General features: G+C 53.9%; 19 protein-coding genes and 1 tRNA gene. 12 read left to right on the top strand and 8 right to left on the bottom strand.

What is annotated here, in order from left to right; translation table 11 throughout:
* Positions 1 to 42: 42 nt before the first annotated feature.
* From BCF11_RS18020 to BCF11_RS18055, 8 genes are all read left to right on the top strand, one after another.
* Positions 43 to 711 (top strand): amino acid ABC transporter permease, encoded by a 669-nt coding sequence (locus BCF11_RS18020; RefSeq protein WP_098495966.1) that lies wholly within the window; start codon positions 43 to 45, stop codon positions 709 to 711.
* On the top strand, positions 708 to 1364 hold the full coding sequence (locus tag BCF11_RS18025) for an amino acid ABC transporter permease (protein ID WP_098495967.1): 657 nt from the start codon (positions 708 to 710) through the stop codon (positions 1362 to 1364). The genes BCF11_RS18020 and BCF11_RS18025 overlap by 4 nt, the downstream gene beginning before the upstream one ends.
* Before the next feature lie 47 nt (positions 1365 to 1411).
* Positions 1412 to 3058, top strand: a complete 1647-nt coding sequence (locus BCF11_RS18030; protein WP_098495968.1) for a 5-guanidino-2-oxopentanoate decarboxylase — start codon at positions 1412 to 1414, stop codon at positions 3056 to 3058.
* Positions 3058 to 4524, top strand: a complete 1467-nt coding sequence (locus tag BCF11_RS18035; protein ID WP_098497561.1) for an aldehyde dehydrogenase family protein — start codon at positions 3058 to 3060, stop codon at positions 4522 to 4524. The genes BCF11_RS18030 and BCF11_RS18035 overlap by 1 nt, the downstream gene beginning before the upstream one ends.
* A 294-nt stretch (positions 4525 to 4818) precedes the next feature.
* On the top strand, positions 4819 to 5967 hold the full coding sequence (locus tag BCF11_RS18040; protein WP_098495969.1) for a porin: 1149 nt from the start codon (positions 4819 to 4821) through the stop codon (positions 5965 to 5967).
* Between the two features lie 173 nt (positions 5968 to 6140).
* Positions 6141 to 6866, top strand: a complete 726-nt coding sequence (locus BCF11_RS18045; RefSeq protein ID WP_098495970.1) for an amino acid ABC transporter ATP-binding protein — start codon at positions 6141 to 6143, stop codon at positions 6864 to 6866.
* A 51-nt stretch (positions 6867 to 6917) separates the two neighbouring features.
* Positions 6918 to 8372 carry an NADP-dependent succinate-semialdehyde dehydrogenase gene (gene gabD / locus BCF11_RS18050; protein ID WP_098495971.1) on the top strand — a complete coding sequence of 485 codons (1455 nt, stop codon included), beginning with the start codon at positions 6918 to 6920 and terminating at the stop codon, positions 8370 to 8372.
* 112 nt (positions 8373 to 8484) lie between these two features.
* Positions 8485 to 9873 carry an aminotransferase gene (locus BCF11_RS18055; RefSeq protein WP_098495972.1) on the top strand — a complete coding sequence of 463 codons (1389 nt, stop codon included), beginning with the start codon at positions 8485 to 8487 and terminating at the stop codon, positions 9871 to 9873.
* Between the two features lie 124 nt (positions 9874 to 9997).
* On the opposite strand, the gene BCF11_RS18060 is transcribed toward BCF11_RS18055, so the two are convergent.
* The 5 genes from BCF11_RS18060 to BCF11_RS18080 form a co-directional block, all read right to left on the bottom strand.
* Positions 9998 to 10747 carry an MgtC/SapB family protein gene (locus BCF11_RS18060; RefSeq protein ID WP_369827784.1) on the bottom strand — a complete coding sequence of 250 codons (750 nt, stop codon included), beginning with the start codon at positions 10745 to 10747 and terminating at the stop codon, positions 9998 to 10000.
* A 237-nt stretch (positions 10748 to 10984) separates the two neighbouring features.
* The gene (locus BCF11_RS18065) at positions 10985 to 12625 is read right to left on the bottom strand and encodes a hypothetical protein (protein WP_143751368.1); all 1641 of its coding nucleotides are present in this window, start codon (positions 12623 to 12625) and stop codon (positions 10985 to 10987) included.
* Between the two features lie 372 nt (positions 12626 to 12997).
* Positions 12998 to 13564: a Swt1 family HEPN domain-containing protein gene (locus BCF11_RS18070; protein ID WP_098495974.1), complete on the bottom strand. Its 567-nt coding sequence runs from the start codon at positions 13562 to 13564 to the stop codon at positions 12998 to 13000.
* 31 nt (positions 13565 to 13595) lie between these two features.
* Positions 13596 to 14174, bottom strand: a complete 579-nt coding sequence (locus BCF11_RS18075; protein WP_098495975.1) for a DUF5343 domain-containing protein — start codon at positions 14172 to 14174, stop codon at positions 13596 to 13598.
* 475 nt (positions 14175 to 14649) lie between these two features.
* Positions 14650 to 15237: a DUF6037 family protein gene (locus BCF11_RS18080; RefSeq protein ID WP_098497563.1), complete on the bottom strand. Its 588-nt coding sequence runs from the start codon at positions 15235 to 15237 to the stop codon at positions 14650 to 14652.
* A gap of 297 nt (positions 15238 to 15534) precedes the next feature.
* On the opposite strand from BCF11_RS18080, the gene BCF11_RS18085 reads away from it, so the two are divergent.
* Positions 15535 to 16125: a nucleotidyltransferase family protein gene (locus BCF11_RS18085; protein WP_098495976.1), complete on the top strand. Its 591-nt coding sequence runs from the start codon at positions 15535 to 15537 to the stop codon at positions 16123 to 16125.
* Positions 16103 to 16504 carry a hypothetical protein gene (locus BCF11_RS18090; protein WP_098495977.1) on the top strand — a complete coding sequence of 134 codons (402 nt, stop codon included), beginning with the start codon at positions 16103 to 16105 and terminating at the stop codon, positions 16502 to 16504. The genes BCF11_RS18085 and BCF11_RS18090 overlap by 23 nt, the downstream gene beginning before the upstream one ends.
* A gap of 141 nt (positions 16505 to 16645) precedes the next feature.
* Here the strand turns inward: BCF11_RS18090 and BCF11_RS18095 are convergent.
* A tRNA-Asn gene (locus BCF11_RS18095) sits at positions 16646 to 16721 on the bottom strand.
* 109 nt (positions 16722 to 16830) lie between these two features.
* Positions 16831 to 18048, bottom strand: coding sequence for an amino acid aminotransferase (locus BCF11_RS18100; protein ID WP_098495978.1), 1218 nt, complete (start codon positions 18046 to 18048; stop codon positions 16831 to 16833).
* 126 nt (positions 18049 to 18174) lie between these two features.
* Here BCF11_RS18100 and uvrB point away from each other — a divergent pair, with 126 nt between their 5' ends.
* Positions 18175 to 20256, top strand: a complete 2082-nt coding sequence (gene uvrB / locus BCF11_RS18105) for an excinuclease ABC subunit UvrB (RefSeq protein ID WP_098495979.1) — start codon at positions 18175 to 18177, stop codon at positions 20254 to 20256.
* 278 nt (positions 20257 to 20534) lie between these two features.
* Complete coding sequence (locus BCF11_RS18110; protein ID WP_098495980.1) at positions 20535 to 21326, top strand: uracil-DNA glycosylase; 792 nt, start codon at positions 20535 to 20537, stop codon at positions 21324 to 21326.
* A gap of 56 nt (positions 21327 to 21382) precedes the next feature.
* Here the strand turns inward: BCF11_RS18110 and BCF11_RS18115 are convergent, their stop codons facing one another.
* A complete protein-coding gene (locus BCF11_RS18115) occupies positions 21383 to 22156 on the bottom strand; it encodes a TetR/AcrR family transcriptional regulator (protein WP_098495981.1) in 774 nt (257 codons plus the stop codon).
* Positions 22157 to 22436: the final 280 nt, after the last annotated feature.

Raw genomic sequence — 22436 nt, forward strand, 5'->3', positions numbered from 1 at the left:
CAGTTTCCGATAACACCAGTATAAGGGTCACTAAGGGTCACCATGGGTTACATATTGGATTTCAGCGATTTGCAGCAATATTCCGGCATGTTGCTAAAAGGGATTGCGATCACGCTCGGACTGACCGCGATCTCGACTTTGCTGGGCGCGCTGATCGGCATTGGCGGCGCTGCGTTGCAATGGATGGGCGGCAAGCGGAGCCGCACCGTGATTGCCTCCTACGTTGAACTGATCAGGAATACACCGTTTATCGTCCAGTTGTTCTTTGTTTTTTTCGGCTTGCCGAGCATGGGCGTCCAGATCACGGAAATGCAGGCGGCGGTGCTGGCCATGACCATCAACCTGGGTGCTTATACGATTGAAATCGTGCGCGCCGGGATAGAGGCGGTATCGCGCGGCCAGTATCAGGCGGCGCTGGCGATAGGCTTGACCCAACGCCAGGCATTTCGCTCGATCGTGCTGCCGCAAGCCGTCGCCACCGTATTTCCAGCGCTGGCTTGCCAGGTGCTGATCGTGATGCTGGGCTCGGCAGTGGTGTCGCAAATATCGGTAACAGACCTGACCTATGCGGCCAACTATATACAGTCGCGGAATTTCCGCTCTTTTGAAATCTATTTGATCATCACCGCGATCTATCTGGTGCTGGCGATCGTCTTGCGACGCCTGATGAACCGGATGGCGAGCGGGCTTTTTGCAGGACGGGTGCGATGAACGAGTTTACCTTGTGGGATATGGGCAGCAATCTGTTGATGGCAGCGCGCTGGACAGTGTTGCTGTCGCTGATAGCCTTCATCGGCGGTGGCGTGCTCGGCATGGCGCTGCTGGTATTGCGTATCTCCGGCAATCAGTGGCTGGAAAAAATCATCGACTGGTATATCGAGATCTTCCAGGGTACGCCTTTGCTGATGCAGCTGTTCATGGTGTTTTTTGGTTTGCCGTTGATGGGGATCGAGGTTTCGCCATGGATCGCGGCTAGCGTGACGCTGACGCTATACACCAGCGCTTATCTGGTCGAAATATGGGGCGGCTGCGTCAACGCCATTTCGCGTGGTCAGTGGAATGCAGGCGCCAGCCTCGGCATGAGCTATATCCAGCAATTGCGTCATATCGTCTTGCCGCAAGCGTTGCGCATTGCGATTGCGCCGACCGTCGGCTTTCTGGTGCAGGTCGTCAAAAGTACCGCGCTGACTTCCATCATCGGGCTGATCGAACTGACCAAGACCGGCAATATGCTGACCAATTCCACATTCCGTCCTTTTCCGATTTACGGCATGGTGGCGCTGTTGTATTTCGCCATGTGCTTCCCTTTGACCTGGTATGCACGCGCACTGGAACAGCGGCATCGGAATAACTCTTCACGTTGAAAACAAAAATGAAACTTCTCGATAATTCTCTCTTGGATGCTGCAGATATGTCTGAAGTATCAGCGGCCTCATCCACAACGGTTACCTGTGGCGAAGTGCTGGTGCAATTGCTCGAAAACTATGGCGTAAAACTGGTCTTCGGGATACCTGGCGTGCATACTGTCGAGCTGTACCGCGGTCTCGCGGCCTCAACCATGCGTCACGTCACGCCGCGACATGAGCAGGGCGCCGGCTTCATGGCAGACGGTTATGCACGCGTCACCGGCAAGCCTGGCGTCTGCTTCATCATCACCGGCCCCGGCATGACCAACATCGCCACGGCGATGGCGCAGGCCTATGCCGATTCGATCCCGATGCTGGTGATTTCCAGCGTCAATGCGCGCCATCAACTGGGCAACGGCAACGGCAATCTGCATGAGTTGCCATCGCAACGCAATGTGTTTTCCGGCTTCACCGCCTTCTCGCACACCTTGATGTGCGCTGAAGATCTGCCGCTGGTGCTGGCGCGTGCGTTTGCAGTATTCGACAGCGCCCGCCCTCGGCCTGTGCATATTGAAATTCCGCTGGATGTGATCGTTGCGCCGGCTGGCCATATATCGACGGCGATGCCGGGCCGTTCATCGCGTCCGGGGCCGGATCAGGAAAGTGTGATGCAAGCTGTTGCGCTGTTGAAGCAAGCGCGCCGGCCGTTGATACTGGCGGGTGGCGGCGCGATCGACGGCAGTGCAGAGCTGCGCGAAATTGCCGAACGGCTGCAAGCACCCACCGCCTTGACGATCAACGCCAAAGGATTGCTGGCGGCGCGGCATCCCTTGCTGCTTGGTTCGACACAATCTACCGCTGTCACACGCGAGCTGGTGAAGCAGGCAGACGTAGTGCTGGCGATCGGCACCGAATTGGGCGAAACAGACTACGATACCGTATTCGATGGCGGCTTCCGGATTCCGGGAAAACTGATACGTATCGATATCGATGCACAGCAGCTCACGCGCAACTATCCGGCGTCGATTGCCATCGTCTCGGATGCGCGTAAGGCGCTTGGCGCCCTGTTGCAGCAATTGCCAGCCGTCGCGCCGGCTCATGACAACGATTGGGGCAGCACGCGCGTGGCGCTCCTGCGCCGGCAAATCGATGCCGAGCTGGATCGCCCGGCATGCATGCAGCAGCGATTCCTGCAGACTGTGGCAGCGGCCTTGCCGAATGCCGTGTATGTCGGCGATTCCACGCAACCGGTTTATACCGGCAACATCACGTTCGACGCCAATGCGCCGCGCTCCTGGTTCAATTCATCGACCGGCTATGGCACGCTGGGCTATGCCTTGCCGGCGGCTATCGGCGCCAAATTAGGTTCTTCCAAGGCGCCCGTGATCTGCCTGATCGGCGATGGCGGCCTGCAATTTACCTTGCCGGAATTGGCCAGCGCGGTCGAGGCCAAGGCGCCGGTGATCGTCTTGCTCTGGAATAATCTAGGTTATGGCGAGATAAAAAAATATATGGAAAATCGGGATATCACGCCAATCGGGGTCGATATTTATACGCCGGATTTCATCGCGATTGCGCGTGGCTTCGGTTGTCAGGCCAAGCATGTCGGCAATTGCACCGAACTGACTGAGGCATTGCAACTGGCGGTGCAAGTCAAAGTACCAACGGTGATTGAGATTTCGGAATCTGAATGGAATCAACAGGCGGCCTGATGTCATATCCAACACAACAATTTCATCCGCAAATCTACATTGGCGGCAAGTGGTGTGATGCGCAGTCCGATCAGCGGGCCAGCATCATCAATCCGGCGACTGAAGAGCTGCTGGGCGAGGTGGCGATGGCAGGCAAGGCCGATGTGCATGCGGCGGTGAGTGCCGCCGTCGCCGCCAAAGCCGCTTGGGCCGACACCTCAGGTCAGGTCCGGGCCGGCTATTTACGGGCGATTGCGCAAGCTGTCTTGGCGCAACGAGATCAGCTGGCGCAGCTGCAGACGGCGAACAATGGAAAGCCATTGGCAGAGGCCGCGATAGATGTCGAGGATGTGATTGCCACCTTCAACTATTACGCTGATCTCGCGGCAGAACTGGATGCGGAGCAGGATCAGCAGGTGAGCTTGCCTAGCTCCGACTATCGCGCAAACTTGCGGCGCGAGCCATGCGGCGTGGTTGGACTCATCGTGCCATGGAATTTTCCGATGGTCACCGCCGCCTGGAAAGTCGCTCCGGCATTGGCGGCAGGTTGTACCGTGGTACTCAAGCCATCGGAAATAACGCCGCTTCCGGAGCTGGCGCTGGCCGCCATCATTGATCAGGTGCGCCTGCCGGCGGGCGTCTTTAACCTGGTCACCGGCAGCGGTGCTGAGGTAGGCGCCGCGCTGGTGGCGCATCCGGGATTATCTAAAGTCTCCTTTACCGGCAGCACAGCAATCGGCAGCGCCGTGATGAAGTCGGCCGCTGATGATTTAAAAGGCGTCAGCCTTGAACTGGGCGGGAAATCGGCGGCGCTGGTATTCGCCGATGCGGATATCGAAGCGGCATTGGATATCGTCTGTGGCGGCATCTTCTTCAATTGCGGGCAGATGTGCTCGGCGACTTCACGCTTGCTGGTCGACAAGAGCATCGCTGAAAATTTCATCGCCCGGCTCAAGCAGCGCATAGAAACAATCGTTGTCGGAGACCCGCTGGCCTCGGCTACCCAGATGGGGCCGATTACCAGCGCCCAGCAGTATCAGCGCGTGCAGCAATATATCCAGCAAGGCCTGGCAAGCGGAGCCCGCTTGCTGACCGGAGGCGGCAGGCCGGCGGATCTTCTCAAGGGCTATTTCCTGGCGCCCACTGTGTTCACCGAGGTGCCGTTGGACAGCGCCATCTGGCGCGAGGAAATCTTTGGACCGGTGCTATGTGTGAATACCTTCGATACCGAGGACGAGGCGGTCCGCATTGCCAACGACAGCGACTTCGGCCTGGTGGCAACCTTATTGACCGGAGACGAGCAACGGGCTGCGCGGGTTTCCGCGGCGCTGCAAGTCGGCTTGGTGTGGGTCAATAGCGGGCAAGTCATTTTTCCGCAAACGTCGTGGGGCGGCATGAAGAAAAGCAGCATAGGCCGCGAGCTGGGACCTTGGGGAATGCACGCGTTCCAGGAAATCAAGCATGTGATTTCTGCGGTGCGCAAATGAGCTGGACGACGTCATAGCCAAGAGCGGAAGAGATGACCCTGGCTTGCGCTGCCAGCGTCTCGGATTTTCTCGATTTTCATAGCGCATTTCCGTTTTTCGTTGAAAGAACGCCGTGTAAGCGGCTCCCTAGTCACGCCTGTCGTTTGATGGCATTTTGGCATCTTCCATCAATTCACCGGCCCGGTTCCGGCCGGTGCCTGCCAGGGAACGCAAGTCGGAGTGGTGCACGCGTCGTGGTGCACATTGTTGTCAGTACTTATAAAAAAATAGATTTTTAACCCTTGGGAGTAATACATGAAGAAGGTGGTTCTGATTGCAGGATTGTTGAGCGGTGTTGCTGGTATGGCGCAAGCGCAAACCAACGTCACTATTTACGGCATTGTCGATTTGGGCATCAACTACACCAACAATGACGGCGGCAAAAAAATCGTTCAGATGGAAAGCGGCTATGCACAAGGCAGCCGGCTGGGATTCAAAGGCAGGGAAGATCTGGGTGATGGCCTGAGCGCCGTGTTCCAGCTTGAAAACGGCTTTGCTGCCGATACCGGAAAGCTGGGTCAGGGCGGTCTGCTGTTCGGACGCCAGGCGCTGGTGGGTCTGTCGAGCAAAACCGCCGGCACCGTCACCATGGGCCGCCAATATGACTCCGTGGTCGACTTTATCGGCCCATTGACCTCGAATGGCAACTGGTCCGGCTATCTGTTCTCGCATCCCTTGGATAACGACAATACCGACAACTCGTTCCGCATCAATAACTCGGTCAAGTACGCCAGCCCGAATTTTGGCGGATTCACCTTCGGCGGTCTCTACGGCCTGGGCGAAACTGCCGGCGACAGCAGCAAGAATCGCACTTACAGCCTGGGTGCAGGCTATGTCAACGGCCCGTTGTCGGCTGGCCTGGGTTACCTGAACCTGAGTCGTACCGGCACGACAGCGAGCGGTTCCATCACGCCGACCGATGCCAACTTCCTGGCCGACAAGCAGAAAATCTTCGGCGCCGGCATCAATTACACGTTTGGCGAGACAACGCTAGGTTTCGTGTACACCAACACCAATCTAACTAATCCAAGCGGCGGCAATGCTTACATCAGCTCGTTTGCGCCGGCCCTTGGAACATTGAGTTCACTGAAATTGAGCAACTACGAAATCAATGCCAAGTATCAGTTCACGCCAGCGTTTTTCGCCGGTGCGATGTTTACCTATACACAAGGAAAGTACGATACGACGGTTGGCAATGCCAAGCCGAAATGGTCGACCCTGGGCCTGATGGCGGATTACAACTTCTCAAAGCGGACGGACGTTTATTTGCAGGGCGTCTACCAGAAAGTCGGCGGCGATCTGACCGGATCATCGCTTGATAACGCTTATATCCCCGGTGCCGGCGGCGTTTCGGACAATGACAAGCAAGTCGTCTTCCGCGTAGCAATGCGTCACAAGTTCTAAGCAACAGCCGGATGTTGCCGGCTGCCGCGCCGTTTGAGCCCGGCGCGGCAGATTGCAATATCTTGTAATTTTTTCGATTAGCGGCAGTAGCGAGACGTCCCTGGGAGATCCCCAGTTTTTGCCCATTCGCATGTGAGTGGGCATTTTTTATCACTACCCCAACAGAATTACTTATGATCAAGCTTAACAATGTCAGCAAATGGTATGGCCAATTTCAAGTCCTGACCGATTGCACCACGCAAGTGGCCAAGGGCGACGTGGTCGTCGTGTGCGGACCGTCGGGTTCCGGTAAATCGACGCTGATCAAGACCGTCAACGGTCTCGAGCCGTTCCAGAAGGGCGAGATCACGGTCGACGGCGTTTCGGTCGGCGATCCGAAAACCAATCTGTCGAAACTGCGCGCGCGCATCGGCATGGTGTTCCAGAATTTCGAGCTGTTCCCGCACATGTCGATCCGTGAAAACCTGACCATCGGCCAGGTCAAGGTGCTCGGCCGCAGCCAGGATGAAGCCAACGAAAAAGGCTTGAAATACCTGGACCGGGTCGGCCTGATCGCACAGAAAGACAAGTTCCCAGGCCAGCTGTCCGGCGGCCAGCAGCAACGCGTGGCGATTGCCCGCGCGTTGGCTATGGATCCGATCGCCATGCTGTTCGACGAGCCGACTTCGGCGCTCGATCCGGAAATGATCAATGAAGTGCTGGACGTGATGGTCGGCCTGGCGCAAGAAGGCATGACCATGATGGTGGTGACCCATGAAATGGGTTTCGCCAAGAAGGTCGCCAACCGTGTGGTGTTCATGGACAAGGGCCTGGTGGTGGAAGACTGCCGCAAGGAAGAATTCTTCGGTGCGCCGCGTTCTGACCGCGCACGTGATTTCCTGGCAAAAATCATTCACTAGCACCGCACTGGCTGTCATGCGTGTTTGCAATTCTCGTTAATGGAGTTTTATATGTTGCAATTGAAAGATGTCTCCTTGTTCCGGCAGCAGGCCTATATCAATGGCGCATGGTGCGATGCCGATAGCGGCGATACATTCCCGGTAGCAAATCCGGCTACCGGCGAGACGATTGGCGCCGTGCCGTTGATGGGAGCAGCAGAGACCAGACGCGCGATTGCCGCCGCGGATGACGCCTGGAAATCGTGGCGCCGTAAAACCGCCAAGGAACGCAGCATCATCCTGCGTAAATGGAATGACCTGATACTCGCCAATCTCGACGATTTGGCGCTGATCATGACCACAGAACAAGGCAAGCCATTGGCGGAAGCCAGAGGTGAAATCACCTACGCCGCATCGTTCATTGAATGGTTTGCGGAGGAGGGCAAGCGCGCCGGTGGCGACACCATTCCATCGCCGTCTCCAAGCAATCGGATTGTTGTCGTTAAAGAGCCGATTGGCGTCTGCGCTGCAATCACGCCCTGGAATTTTCCGGCAGCGATGATTACTCGTAAGGCCGGCCCGGCGCTTGCCGCCGGCTGCCCGATGGTGTTGAAGCCGGCAGAATCGACCCCGTTCTCGGCGTTGGCATTGGCTGTTCTGGCAGAGCGTGCCGGTGTGCCGGCCGGCGTGTTTAGCGTGGTGACCGGCGCCGCGCGTGAAATCGGCGCGGCGATGACCAGTAATCCCATCGTGCGCAAACTGACTTTTACCGGCTCCACCGGAGTAGGGCGTTTGCTGATGGAGCAATGCGCAGCGACGATCAAGAAACTGTCATTGGAATTAGGCGGCAATGCGCCGTTTATCGTATTTGACGATGCCGACCTGGACGCCGCGGTGGAGGGCGCAATGGCTTCCAAATACCGCAATGCGGGCCAGACCTGCGTCTGCGCCAACCGCTTGTATGTGCAAGACGGAGTCTACGATGCTTTTGCACAAAAACTGGTGGCTGCGGTGGCCAAGTTGAAAGTGGGCGCAGGCGTGGAAGAGGGCGTGACGCAGGGACCGTTGATCGATCAGACGGCGGTCAAGAAAGTCGAACAGCATATTGCCGATGCGCTGAGCAAAGGCGCCCGCATTCTCATTGGCGGGAAACGTCACGCCCTGGGCCACAGTTTCTTTGAGCCGACCATTTTGGCCGATGTGACTGCCGATATGCTGGTTGCCCGGGAAGAGACGTTTGGCCCGATGGCGCCGTTGTTCCGCTTTAAGACGGACGATGAAGTGATCAACATGGCGAACGATACCGAATTCGGCCTCGCCAGCTATTTTTATTCGCGCGATATCGGGCGCATCTGGCGCGTGGCGGAAGCGCTGGAGAGCGGCATGGTTGGCATCAATACCGGCCTGATTTCAAATGAGGTTGCGCCATTTGGCGGCGTCAAGCAATCCGGTCTGGGACGGGAAGGATCGAAGTACGGGATCGAGGACTATCAGGTGATCAAATATTTATGCATGGGCGGAATTTAATCCCATTATTTTTTGCGCCGGTCAATGCGACGAAACCGCGATAACCATATCGCATCGTCCATATCGATTTGATCGAATATTTTGTGAGCACGCAATCAGGAAGGAGTTTTAGATGAGCAGCAAATCAAATTTATCCCTAGGTGAGCGCGATATGGATGCCATGTTTCATCCGACAACGCACATTCAGCAGCACCGCGCCAAGGGCTCCAAGGTTTTTACCCATGCCGAGGGAATCCATATCTGGGACGAGAATCAAAACCAGTATATCGAGGGCATGTCGGGCTTGTGGTGCACCGCAGTCGGTTATGGGGAAAAAGAGCTGTCGGATGCTGCCGCCAGGCAGATGAACAAGCTTAGCTATTCACATTTATTCAATGGCCGTAGCAACGAACCGGCGATCCTGCTGGCTGAAAAACTCAAGGAGATGGCGCCCTTTGCCGCATCAAAAGTGTTTTTCGGACACTCGGGTTCCGACGCCAACGACACCCAGATCAAACTGGCCTGGTACTACAACAATGCACTCGGGCGGCCGCGCAAGAAAAAAATCATCAGCCGCCAACGCAGCTACCATGGCGTCGGCTTCGGTTCTGCCAGCATGACTGGGCTGGCATCCAGCCACACAGGCTTTGATTTACCCTTCGCGCCTTTCTTGCGGACTCGCTGTCCGGACTACTACCGGGAAGCCGAAGCAGGGGAGTCGGAGCAAGCTTTCTCCAGCCGTCTGGCCGAAGAACTCGAATCGCTGATCTTGGCGGAAGATCCCGATACCATTGCCGCATTCATAGCGGAACCATTGATGGGGGCGGGTGGAGTTGTCGTGCCGCCGCAAGGCTATTTTGAAAAAATCCAGATCGTACTCGATCGTTACGACATTCTTCTTATCGATGACGAGGTGATCTGCGGCTTTGGCCGCACCGGCAAGATGTTCGGCGCCGAAACCTTTCACATTCGTCCCGACACCATGTCTCTGGCCAAAGCCTTGTCCTCGGGATATCAGCCTATCAGCGCCGTGCTGATACCGGAAAAAATGTATCAGGCGTTTTTAGAGGCAAGCGGCAGCAAGGGGATTTTCGGGCACGGCTTCACTTATTCAGGGCATCCGGTGTGCGCCGCAGTGGCATTGAGGAATATCGAACTGATTGAAGAGCGTGGGCTGGTGCCCCGGGCCGAACATCTGGGCGTTCATTTTCAATCGCGGCTGCGGGATTTTTCGTCGCATCCATTGGTTGGAGATGCGCGCGGGGTAGGCTTGATTGGCGCCTTGGAACTGGTAGCCGATAAAAAAACGAAGAAAGTCTTTTCTCCAGGCTTGGCTGTCGGCGCAGACCTCCAGGCTCGTTGCGAACAATACGGGCTGATCGTGCGGGCGTTGGGAGACACCATCGCATTCTGTCCGCCGCTCATTATTACCGAAGCACAGATAGACGAGATCTTCGACCGATTCGGAAGGGCGCTTGATGAGACCTTGTCCCATTTTCGTCACAAAATTAACGGAGCGTAAAAGATGGCCGATGGTGGATAGCAATACTGAAAATGGAAGCGAGGATGGAGTCGGGTCTTGCAATAACACATTCAACGTCAGGCAAGACCCAGCGCCGGGTCTTGCCATGAACAGGATTACCCGCTCAGTTGCGGCAATGAGTCAGTTCGAAGTGTTCGACACCGTCGTATGAGTTCATCATGTGCGCCAGTTCGGACATCGAGGTTCCTTTCTTGCTGTCGATCGCGACGGCGATGAAATGCCATTTCGCATGCCTGTCGTGCGAGCTGATGGACAGCGAGTCCTTGGCGATCACATAACCGTGCGCCAGGGCGATCTTGCGAAGTGCATCCTCATGCGGGATAAAGCCCTTTTCGAATTCGACCTGGATGGCGACGCCCGCGCGGGACGGCAGCCAGTATTCAAGCTTGGCCACCCAAACCATGCAGCCGGCGGACAACACGGTGAGCGAAATCGCGGCTATGTAAAATCCCACGCCGACCAGGACCCCGATCGCCGACGCCACCCAGATCGATGCAGCCGTGGTGAGCCCGCGGATATTCAAGCCTTCCTTCATGATCACGCCGGCGCCCAGAAAGCCGATGCCGGTGACCACGCCTTGCACTACCCGGGTCGGATCCGGATTGACGGGTATGCCGGCATGCCCGCCATACCACAGCGCCGGATAGCCGACGAACACGGTGAGCGCCGCCGAAGCCATGCACACCAGGCCGTAGGTGCGCATGCCGGCGGCGCGTCCGTGATAGGCGCGCTCGTAGCCGATCAGCATCCCTAAGAACAGGGCGCCTAGCAGGTTGAAGAAAATCAGGACATTTGCTGCAACTACTGGGGCCGACCAATAGGCGGCTAATGAATCGACTGAAAGCATGTTCATGTGTCTTCTTTTGGATTGTTCTGAGAGAGAATTTTTAGGGGGAGACCATACGTATAGTGAAAACATACACAGCTTTAAATTGACGAGCGTATTGGAAGATGAATTCTCAAATAAATAATACGTCATTGCATGACCTGACCTCGGTCATCTCGTCAGAAAAATTACGTTTGGTAATTTTTTAACGGCACGGCTCGTATATTTATCTTGTCATTGGAGATAAAGCTGGCTGTAGTAATCTCACGTCAAAGTTATAGATTTAAGTAGAGGATTCGCATACTCAAAAAAAACGTCTCCAAAATCGGTTTTGCTGAAGGGATCGTCTTTTTTTTGACTTTTTAGAAGCATATCTAGATACGATTTTTCGTAAGTGGAAAGAATTTTTAGAACCGCGTTTATATTCGTCCTTCCAGCCGACTGCTTAGCTATGCAGATGGTGGCGTTCACAAGAATATCTAGATAGCTATGAAGGTTTTCAACAAGAATATCAATATCGCTGTGTACAGTCGCGCTATGCATGACAGTGTTTCTGGAGATATAAATTCTGCAAAGTTGACGGTCCAATCGCTGTCGATGTCTCTGTAGTTCATCTCCGACTTTTTGTCGTGTGGAAAGTGCTTCATACAGTTGAAACATCCGGAATCGCAATAATGGTGAACCGCCTAGTAGAGGCATCAATTGATTCAAGCTTTTTTCGAACTCTGGGCATAAAATAATTGCCGCAGTTTTCCGTACGAAGGATCCAGGAATATCAATGCTTTCGACTATTGCAATAGTCGCGTCGCCAACTCGCTGTATACCTTCTGCAATATAGGAAAATTTCTTCTCCAGATAAATCAAAGTTTGAGCTGGGAGGATATGGTCAAGCACTGAACCAATCCGTGGGCTTGCATCTAATGGCTGTGGCACAAATCCTTCCAGAGCAGCCCAAAGGTCAACCAATTGGTTTTCGACGGCCAATGAGTCCATTGCTTCTTTATGGTAACGGACAGCAGAAAATATTGAAGACTTGGATTTTTCATCTAGTTTTCTATATGCACTAATAAAATCGGCTTGTTTTTCAACGAAACCAGAAGTCAGGCTCTTCTGTGTTTGTCCACGCAACATTACATTGATAGGATCTCTTACCCGTATTTCACCTTGAGTTTCATCATCTTTTACTAAACAAATGCGGGCAAAAGATAAAGTTGACCTATGTTGCAGAAATTGGCGCAACGCGTTTTGTGCATTCAGTGCGTTATATAGTCTTTCTCGTGCTTGAAAAGGGTCCTTGGCCTTGAGTTCACTTACTAAAAGATAGCGCTCTAGAGAAGTTTCTGATCCCACATTTTGTTCATTTGCGCGGATGTCTAGTAAGTCTATTTTTTTAAATTCTTCAGGCTTGTCAACTATCGTCATTTTGAAAGCTTTTGCAGCGATAGCTTCAATTTCTCCGTTGCATTTAACAATACAACTATATGTTCGGATATCTCGGTCAAACGAAGAAAAAAAATCTTCCAGCGCTTCAATTACATCAAAATGGTTCGATCTCAAGAGTCTACTCGCTAGCTTGATTTTCGAACTGTATCTAATATATTCTCTGCTGTATCCACGCAGTTGGATGTCAATTATGAAAATCTCTGCGACTATTGAAATGAGTTTTTTTTCTTTTTTGTTAGACACATTGGTCCGGATGATATTTTTTGTGGTTTCATAATAGTCACCAAGTAAAGTGCTGATTGCCCTCAAAGTATCGGCTGCTTCTATAAGGAATTTCGGTTTGTCACTTGTTATGGCAGGTGTTATTTCTTTTACCATGCGCAGCAAGACGTCTTTAGAATGCAATTCGCGAATCACGGGATCAGCTTTTAAACTATCACTCAGCTCTTCGAGTAACGGCACTAGAGAGGTTGCCCGCTGCGTCGTGTCGTATGCATGACGGAGTAATCGTTCCAACTCAAGGATACGGGTTCTCGAATTTAGTGCAGATGCCTTAAAGGAATCGTTTGCAGAATGTGCGAGTAGCTCCTTGATCCGTTCAGAAAAAAAATATATCCCTCCAATAAATCTCGATTGTGCGCGTTATGAATTGGGATTTTTTGCATGTCAACTGACAATCGAATATAAGTGGTTGAGAACTGTAGGATTCTATAAATATCAAAATGCCAGGGCGTAAATCGAAAATCTAATTTCTGTCAGTGACCGACACTCATGAGTTTGAAAAATCTAACTTTTGATCGCGTTGGCTGATATCGCTCGAGTTGATTTCTCATTTTATGGTGCAATTACTCGGAACCAATCTCTCATGCTTTGGCGAATGCGATCTGTTTCCTCCGTTGGAATTTCCGTCATATGACATATTGTGTTGCGAAGATGCACTATGAGGCGAGCGCTTTGAATTAAGCCTTTATCGCGTACCAAGTCATCAAATCCATCTTTCCAGGCGTGATCAATAACTCTGAGTAATTGTGGAAATGTCATTAATGCTGATCTATCTCTGGAGCCTAAAGCCATCCAACTTTTGATCTCGTCAGTCTCCTCAACTTTCAGTACTTCATCCTGCACATCCTTCGGGACTTTGTCCCACCACGGGCGACTTGCGTCTTTCGAAAGAACTTCAACTACAAATGACCTTAGAAAATTTTCAAAGACAAATATGAGGCGATAGGTTTCTGCCGCAGCGGTGGCCTTTCGGACACTTGCTGGTAGCAACGGGGCCAAGTCATAGGAGGGGGAAAGTAATAGTGACTCGTGTGGCACAAGTTCTGCCGTGGCACCCATTGCTCGCTCTGCAATTTGCCCTACCATCAAAAACAGCGCAGCGTTGGAATCCAATGTCATTGAAATGTCTTTCTTAGAGCATTGAAGATGTTTAGATAAACTTCTTCTGATGCGTTATTAGGCAGATGTATTTGAATGTTGTAGTGAAATTCAGGGCGCAAGGGCTTTGCTCCAGTCCCTGGCTTTTGTTGACCATCTTCCTTGGCGTTTCTGAATCAGATTTAATAACGACTCCAGCTTCGTTGGGCGTAGAAAAATCGCCCTGTTTGATGAGTGCCGATAACGTCGAGACAATTCGCGCGGTCATGTCCTCGTCGGTCCCCGCTACTTGGGCCACCAACCCTTTCAATTTGTCGTTCGTAAGAGTATGCGTGTGTTCGTTTGCCGCAAACAAGGGAGCGTAAGCTTGCCGGACGCCATCTGCAATGGCTTGTTTTGCCGTTTCCTTACTCTTCAAAAGTCGGTAGGAGGATGTCGGACTTCCGGACTGATCTATAAATTTGAGAGTGCGTAGCAATGGAATAACCTGTCGGTCATTGGACCCTTTTAGTCCGATGGTGCTTTGTAGGAAATCTTGCGTGAATTTGTCGGGAATTTTTGCCGACAGAATCGCCGCAAATAAGGTGTCGATATTTTTGTTTGATGCAAGATATGGAAGCGAGCTGGCCATTTACTTATTCTCCCTTTGTCCGTTCGTTTTGGTAACGCGGTGCTGCAGAAAAATTGCAAAACTTATCATATAGTATCGTGATGTCTTTGACTATGAGCAACATTTGAGATCGTGATGATAAAAGGGCTGGGGTCAAGTCCTGCAATGACACTGGCGCGCTTCATATTTGCAATTTGTTAGTAGATTGCTCTAGCAAGCGGCTACGGATTAAGTCCGCTATTCCATTAAATGAAGGCTGGGGTCAAGTCTTGTAATGACACATGGTGCGCACCATATTTGCGATTTATTAGTTGATTTCTCAAGTAAGTGCCCACGGATTATGGGCCGGCTATCAGCGGACACCTATATGCAATAATGTCTTGCTATACAAAGAGTTATATGTCGCCAAGCAACATTAGACCGGTAATACAGCGCTATGCGGTTGAACCTTTGTTGACCTGATATGTTGATCTTACGACCGGTGGCGATTGAACGTCTAAGCTGCAGCTGAAATTAGATGTGCCTTTAACTTGTTGTCTGTCCAGCAGCTACTAATATTCTTACTTTTGCATGCTTGATAGGCTACGTCACCAAGCAAACGTTTCGTCTTGTGAAGATTTTTTTCTGTAACTTGTTCGTTCCTAACGGTATTGTCCCTCCAGCCACAAAAATATATCTTTGAGCTTTCCTCGACGTCGTTACGATGAATTGCGACATCGTGTGGTGCTACCGAAAGATTGGTACTGAAAGATGGCGGAATGTGGCTAGCAAAACTTTTAAGAAATGCGGTAACGCTAAAACGATTATTGGGGTCATAGAGCAGTTCGAGAGCCTTGCAAAGAGCCTTATAAATTGCATTGGGCAATTCACACGTAACGGAAAATCCACGTTCAACAGTAAGCTCAAAAACGAGATTATGCTTCTTTGCTCCAAATAGTAAGGAAAAGGGATTTTCGTCTATGAAAAATATGACATCAAAGGTGACTGGCCCGTGCGTGTACGAAAATTTTGCACGTCCTTTACCCTGAGATTTCATATCTTTGTAAAGAGGGATCAATTCAGAGATGACTAAAGTTCTCGGCATAGTTTCTAGAGCCTCAAAAAGATAGAAAGAAAACAATAATTAATTGTAGTCGCAAATGAATTTCCGTGGCGCAAAAGTGCATCCGTCTACTTCTCGGGGAAAGCGGGGGCTGATTTTGTTTACATTTCCCGCCAGCGTTCTATTTAACTTCATACTGTGTGTGATGCAATAGCGTGTCATATTTGCGATTTATTAGTAGATTTCTCAAGTAAGCACCCAAGGATTAAGAGTCGGTTGCTTCATTAAGATTAAGTATTTTGAGCCATATTTTGGCTCAATTGAGCTAAAATATGGCTCATGGGTAAAATCAGCGATGCACTTTTCTCCAAGGCGACCAAGGCTATCTTGGTTAGCGTATTTGCACGTCCCGAGGGCATGCATCTGCGCGCGCTCATGAGCCATACTGGACTTGGCTCCGCTTCAACCCAGCGCGAGTTGGGGCGGTTGACGGAGGCTGGTCTGTTAGTCAAGCAAGAGCTTGGAAAAGTCATCCTTTATAAGCTCAACACAAATTCTCCGATTTACCAGGAATTGAGCTCGATCATTCGCAAGACCGAGGGCGTGGAGCAAGTTTTGAGAGAGATGCTTTTGCCGTTTGAGAGTCGTATCGAATCAGCCTTCATCTATGGCTCGGTTGCCAAGAATGAGGACACGGCATCCAGCGATATCGACCTGTTCGTGCTTGCAGATGAAATCGGCAGTGCGGATCTTTATCCTGTATTGGTCGAGGCTGAAACAAAGTTAAGCCGAAAGATAGGACTTACGGTCTATCGCCCGATGGAATACCGGAGGAAACTGGAAGGGAAAAATCATTTCCTCATTTCCGTCATGGACGGACCCAAGATCCAGTTAATCGGCAAGCCTGATGAGCAAAGCAGAACTCGATAATCTCGTGAAAATTGGGCAGCTCAAAATCGAACCTTTTGCCCAATCTGAGTTTGATGCCTACATTCGCAGCGGCAAAGAACGATTGCAGGATGCCGCCTCGCGCGGAATGTCTCCGTCAGGGAAATTCCTGCTCGGGTATGCCGCGGCCTACGCATTTGCTCTGGCTGCATTACGAAGACTTGGCTATCGTCCAGCCAACCGCTATGTCGTATTTCAATGTTTGCCGCACACCTTGGGTGTCGGAGTAGATGTCTGGCGTGTGCTGGCGGATGCGCACGATGTGCGGAATGGTCTGGAGTACGAGGGCAGCGACGAGGTGACGGAGGATCTGACTGAGCAAGTCATCCGATGTGCGAAGGCGCTGGGAAAAATGCTGTGATTTCACGTCTCGGAAAGTATTCAATTTGCCGCAAAACATTTTCTGTCTGAAGTTGCTGCAACAAGATTTTATTAGTCGGCAATCGTAAAATTTCCGGGCAAAAGAAAAGGGGCCACATTTGCATGTGGCCCCTTAGAATCTTGGCTCCCCGACCTGGACTCGAACCAGGGACCTGCGGATTAACAGTCCGTCGCTCTACCAACTGAGCTATCAGGGAATTGAAAGAAGCAGAATTATAGTCTTGAATCAGCTGCGTTGTCAAAGCTTTTTCTAAACTTTTCTACATCTCCCGAAGCGTTTGTTACAACTGCTTCGGGACCCGAATATTACAGGACTTTTGCGATTGCGGCGACAACATTATCAATATTTTTCGAATTTAGCGCGGCGACGCAGATACGGCCCGTATCCACAGCGTAGATCGAGAATTCATCACGCAGGCGCTCGACCTGGGCCTTGGTCAGGCCGGAGTAGGAAAACATGCCGCGTTGCTTGGTGACGAAATCGAAGTCGTGGCCTGGGGCTTGTTCTTTCAGTTTCTTGACCAGCAGGTGGCGCATTTCGCGGATGCGGACGCGCATGCCGGCCAGTTCTTCTTCCCACAGCTTGCGCAGCTCTGGCGACGACAGGGCAGTCGCGACTACCTGGCCGCCGTGGATAGGCGGGTTGGAGTAGTTGGTGCGCACCACGCGCTTGAGTTGCGACAGCACGCGGCCGGCTTCTTCCTTGCTGGCGGCGACGATGCTCAAGGCGCCGACGCGTTCGCCGTACAGCGAGAACGATTTCGAGAACGAGTTGGAAACGAACAGCGGGCCGCCGGCTTCGGTGAAGCGGCGCACTACCTGGCCGTCGGCTTCGATGCCGTCGCCAAAGCCTTGGTAGGCCATGTCGAGGAAGGGGATCAGGCCGCGCTGGGTGACGACGTCGATGACCTGGGTCCACTCAGCGTCGCTCAGATCGGCGCCGGTCGGGTTGTGGCAGCAAGCGTGCAGCAAGACGACCGAGCCGCTAGTCATGGTCTTCAGCGCATCCAGCATGCCGCTGAAGTTGACGCCGCGGGTAGCCGGGTCGTAGTAAGGGTAGTTGTTGACGGTGAAGCCGGCCGATTCAAACAGCGCGCGGTGGTTTTCCCAGCTTGGGTCGCTGATCCAGACTTGGGCGTCGGCGGCGGCGAAGCGCTTGAGGAAGTCGGCGCCCAGCTTCAATGCGCCAGTGCCGCCAATGGCTTGCACGGTGATCGCGCGTTTCTCTTGCACGACGGCGCTGTCGGCGCCGAATACGAGTTCTTGCACAGCCTTGTCGTACGCTGCCAGGCCTTCGATCGGCAGGTAGGTGCGCGGCGACAGTTTTTCGATCAGCTGCGCTTCCGCTTTTTGCACGCACTCCAGCAGCGGCACCTTGCCGTTATCATCGTAGTAGACGCCGACGCCGAGGTTGGTTTTTCCTGGATTCTGATCCGCATTGAAACCTTCGGTAATGCCGAGGATGGGATCGCGTGGCGCCATTTCGATGGCGGTGAAGAGGGAGGCTGAAAGAGGTGCGTTCATCGTGATAACATAAAAAGTTGGCTGCAAAGCGTTTCTTGTAGCCGGGTTGAATGCTGTGCCGGGTCACGAATACATCGCTGATCGGCGCGGATTTACTACCGTCTATTTTACCAAAGGTCGAGGCCCATGGCTGACATATCACAGGTTTCCAGTACCGTCGACGAGTCCAAAATCGTCACTTTTCCTAATTCGCCCTATAAATTGTTCCAGCCGTTCCAGCCGGCCGGCGACCAGCCTGCGGCCATCGATAAGTTGACGGAAGGGGTGGAAGATGGCTTGTTTTACCAGACTTTGCTGGGGGTGACCGGTTCCGGCAAGACTTATACGATGGCTAACGTGATCGCCCGCATGGGGCGGCCGGCCATCGTTTTTGCGCCTAACAAGACGCTGGCGGCGCAGCTGTACAGCGAGTTCCGCGAGTTTTTCCCGCACAACGCGGTCGAGTATTTCGTCAGCTACTACGATTACTACCAGCCGGAAGCGTATGTGCCGCAGCGCGACTTGTTCATCGAGAAAGATTCCTCGATCAACGAACACATCGAGCAGATGCGGCTGTCCTGCACCAAATCGCTGATGGAGCGGCGCGATGTGGTTATTGTGGCAACGGTGTCGGCGATCTACGGTATCGGTAATCCCAACGAATACCACCAGATGATCCTGACCTTGCGCGCCAAAGACAAGGTCAGCCAGCGCGATGTGATCGCGCGCCTGATCCAGATGCAGTACACGCGCAATGAAATCGATTTCGGCCGCGGCACCTTCCGCGTGCGCGGCGATACCATCGATGTGTTTCCCGCCGAGCATGCCGAGCTGGCGGTGCGCATCGAAATGTTCGACGACGAGATCGACAACCTGCAGCTGTTCGATCCGCTGACCGGCCGCGTGCGCCAGAAGATTCCGCGCTTCACGGTCTATCCCGGCTCGCACTACGTGACGCCGCGCGCCACCGTGCTGCGCGCCATCGACACCATCAAGGAAGAGCTGCGCGACCGCCTGGAATTTTTCCGTAAGGAAAATAAATTAATCGAAGAGCAGCGCATCGAACAGCGCACCCGCTTCGACCTGGAAATGATGCAGGAAATCGGCTTTACCAAGGGCATTGAGAACTATTCGCGCCACCTGAGCGGCGCCTTGCCGGGCGAGCCGCCGCCGACTCTGGTCGATTACTTGCCGCCGGATGCGCTGATGTTTCTGGATGAGTCGCACGTGTTGATCGGCCAGTTGAACGCCATGTACAACGGTGACCGCTCACGCAAGACCAACCTGGTGGATTACGGCTTCCGCTTGCCGTCGGCGCTGGACAACCGGCCGCTGCGTTTCGATGAATTCGAAGGCAAGATGCGGCAGACGATTTTCGTATCGGCCACACCCGCCGACTATGAAAACCAGCATGCCGACCAGGTGGTGGAGCAGGTGGTGCGGCCGACCGGCCTGATCGACCCTGCCATCGAAGTGCGGCCGGCCTTGAGCCAGGTCGACGATTTGATGACTGAAGCGAATGCTCGCATCAAGAAAAACGAGCGCGTGCTGGTGACCACGCTGACCAAGCGCATGGCCGAGCAGTTGACCGAATTCTTGAGCGATAACGGCATCAAGGTGCGCTATCTGCACAGCGATATCGAAACCGTGGAGCGGGTCGAAATCATCCGCGATCTGCGCCTGGGAACCTTCGACGTGCTGGTCGGGATCAACCTGCTGCGCGAAGGCCTGGACATTCCCGAAGTGTCGCTGGTGGCGATCCTGGACGCCGACAAGGAAGGCTTCCTGCGTTCCGAACGCAGCCTGATCCAGACCATCGGCCGCGCCGCCCGTAACCTCAACGGCACCGCCATCTTGTATGCGGATCGCATGACCGATTCGATGCGCCGCGCGATCGATGAAACCGAGCGCCGCCGCAACAAGCAGATTGCCTTCAATACCGCCAACGGCATCACGCCGATCGGCATCAGCAAGCAGATCAAGGAATTGATCGACGGCGTCTACAGCCCGCAGGAAGCGCGCGAAGAGCTGCATGCGGCGCAGGACCAGGCCAAGTACGAGGCGATGAGCGAGAAGCAGGTGAGCAAGGAAATCAAGCGCCTGGAAAAGCAGATGCTCGATCACGCCAAGAACCTGGAGTTCGAAAAAGCCGCGCAGGTGCGCGATCAGTTGCATGTGCTGAAGCAGCAGCTGTTCGGTGCGCCGGGAGCGGACAATATTGTTATGTAGTTGCAGTGGCTTTAAGTAGGCACGAGCTCGTTCAGCCAAGACTTGAGATGTGTCGTCCCCGCGAACGCGGGGACCCATGTTAGTTGCCGCAACATGGATTCCCGCGTTTGCGGGAATGACGCGGCCGGCGAGGTGGGGGCGCGTAGCTGGGGTCGCCTAGATGTGGCCGACGAGGTAAGGGCGCGCAGCTGGGGGTGCCTAGACCGGGTCGCCCAGACGGCGCAGTTGTTGAGGGCAAGTGATTGCTTTGTGTGTTTAAACTGTATTTTTAATGGCTTATGACTGATTTTCTACCTGCTTCAATTCGTGACGCTTTACGCGGCGTGCATCCTTCCTGGCTCGCCATCCTGGAAACCGGCCTGCGCGCCGTGGCGCAAGCCAATCCAGCCTACTTGCAGGATCTGGCCGCGGCCGATTACCTGCCGACCGAAGGCCGCATGTTTGCCGCCTTCAGCCAGCCGCTGGACGCGGTCCGTTATGTGCTGGTAGGCGAGGGACCTTATCCGCGCGCCGCCAGCGCCACTGGCGTCTGCTTCATGGATGGCGCGGTCGGTTCCTTATGGTCGGAGAAGGGTTTGTCCAAGCAGGTGAATCGCGCCACCTCGCTGCGTAATTTCATGAAGATGCTGCTGGTGGCCGACGGCCAGCTGGCCGTCGAAAGCACCACCGGAGATGCCATGTCCGGCGTGGCGCAGCAGGCGCAATTGCCTGGCTCGCCGGCGATCCAGCTGCTGGCGGATTTGCAGGACAATATGGTGGGGCAGGGATTCCTGTTGCTGAATGCGTCGCTGGTGTTCCGCTCCGACGTGCCGCCGGTGAAGGACGCCAAGGCCTGGCAGCCCTTCATGCAGGCGGTGCTGCAGGGGCTGGCTGACGCGGCGGAAGCTCGTGGCGCGGCTCTGCCGACGCTGGTGCTGTGGGGGAAAATCGCCGAGCAGCTAAATGCTTATGCGGTCACTGCGCGTTTTCCGAAGGCAGTCGCCGAGCATCCCTACAATCTCAGCTTTATCGGCAACGCCGGCATGCAAGCTCTGTTCGGGCCGATGCAGTTGCTGAAGCGCGCGCAGTAGGCGCGCTGCACGATGCTAGCCTGGGCTGGCCCGGGCTAAATCATTAAATAATTAAATTAAATCAGGCTCATCTGGCGCAGGTCGGTTTCGGCCTGGGTAGCTGCCTTGTCCGCCTCTGGCTCCGCTTCCGGTTCTGGCGCAAAGTCGAACTGCGGAGCGGCAGGCGCCTTTTTCGGCGCGGGGGCAGGCGCCGGCTTGGCCCGCTTGCTGCTCACCGCGGCAGTGGACAGCCAGCGCTTGAGCATGTCGTCGAACAGCGCCAGCATTCCTTCCGGCACTTCCTGTGTATACGCCTGGCGGATCACGATGCCGTCCCACATCGCGGTCAGCAGCAACGCCGCCTGCTGGGCATCCAGCGCAGTGTCGATCTGGCCGCGTTCCTGGGCGGTGCGCAGCATGTCTGCCAGGCCGTCCACCCATTCCGTCTCCGCCTTCTTGATCACCGCACCGACCCGCTTGTTGCGCAAGCCTTCGGCATAGATTTCCGTCATCAGGCCGGCGTCGCTGACCGCCGCGTAACGCTGGGCGAAAGCACGGGTGATGGCCGACAAGGCTTGCGGCAGGTCGTCGGTATCGTGGAATTCCGACAGCATGGTGCGCGCCTGGCGCCGCTCGTCCTCCGCCATGGCCGCGATGATGGCATCCTTGCTGGTGAAATAGCGGTACACCGCGCCCGGTCCCAGGCCTACTTCGGCGCAGATTTCCTGCATCGAGGTCTGGTGGAAGCCGTTCTTGCGGAAACACTTGCCGGCGGACTTCAGGATGTCGACGCGCTTCTGGTCGGCTCTCTGGGTCGGTGATTGCGATGTCTTGGATTTGCGGATGGCCATGCTAAGCGTGTCGAAAGAGTACTGTGCGGGAGGGTCGACATTATAGGTTTAAGCGTCGCTTCCTTGCATAAATTTTTTGCAGGAAACGCTTTTTCCCTGCTGCCGCTCTATAAGAAATGCCTTATTTTTCCCTGAAATCAGGGCTTTTCGGTATACCCCATATTTCTGTGGTTGATTAAATGACAATCGCCTTGAAAGCCACGGCCAGCGCGGGATTCCAGGAATCGGGCAATACCTGACGGATTCACTCAAGTTTGGTATACTGTCGTAACACTTCGCT

The organism is Collimonas sp. PA-H2 (assembly GCF_002564105.1).
GTDB lineage: Bacteria > Pseudomonadota > Gammaproteobacteria > Burkholderiales > Burkholderiaceae_D > Collimonas.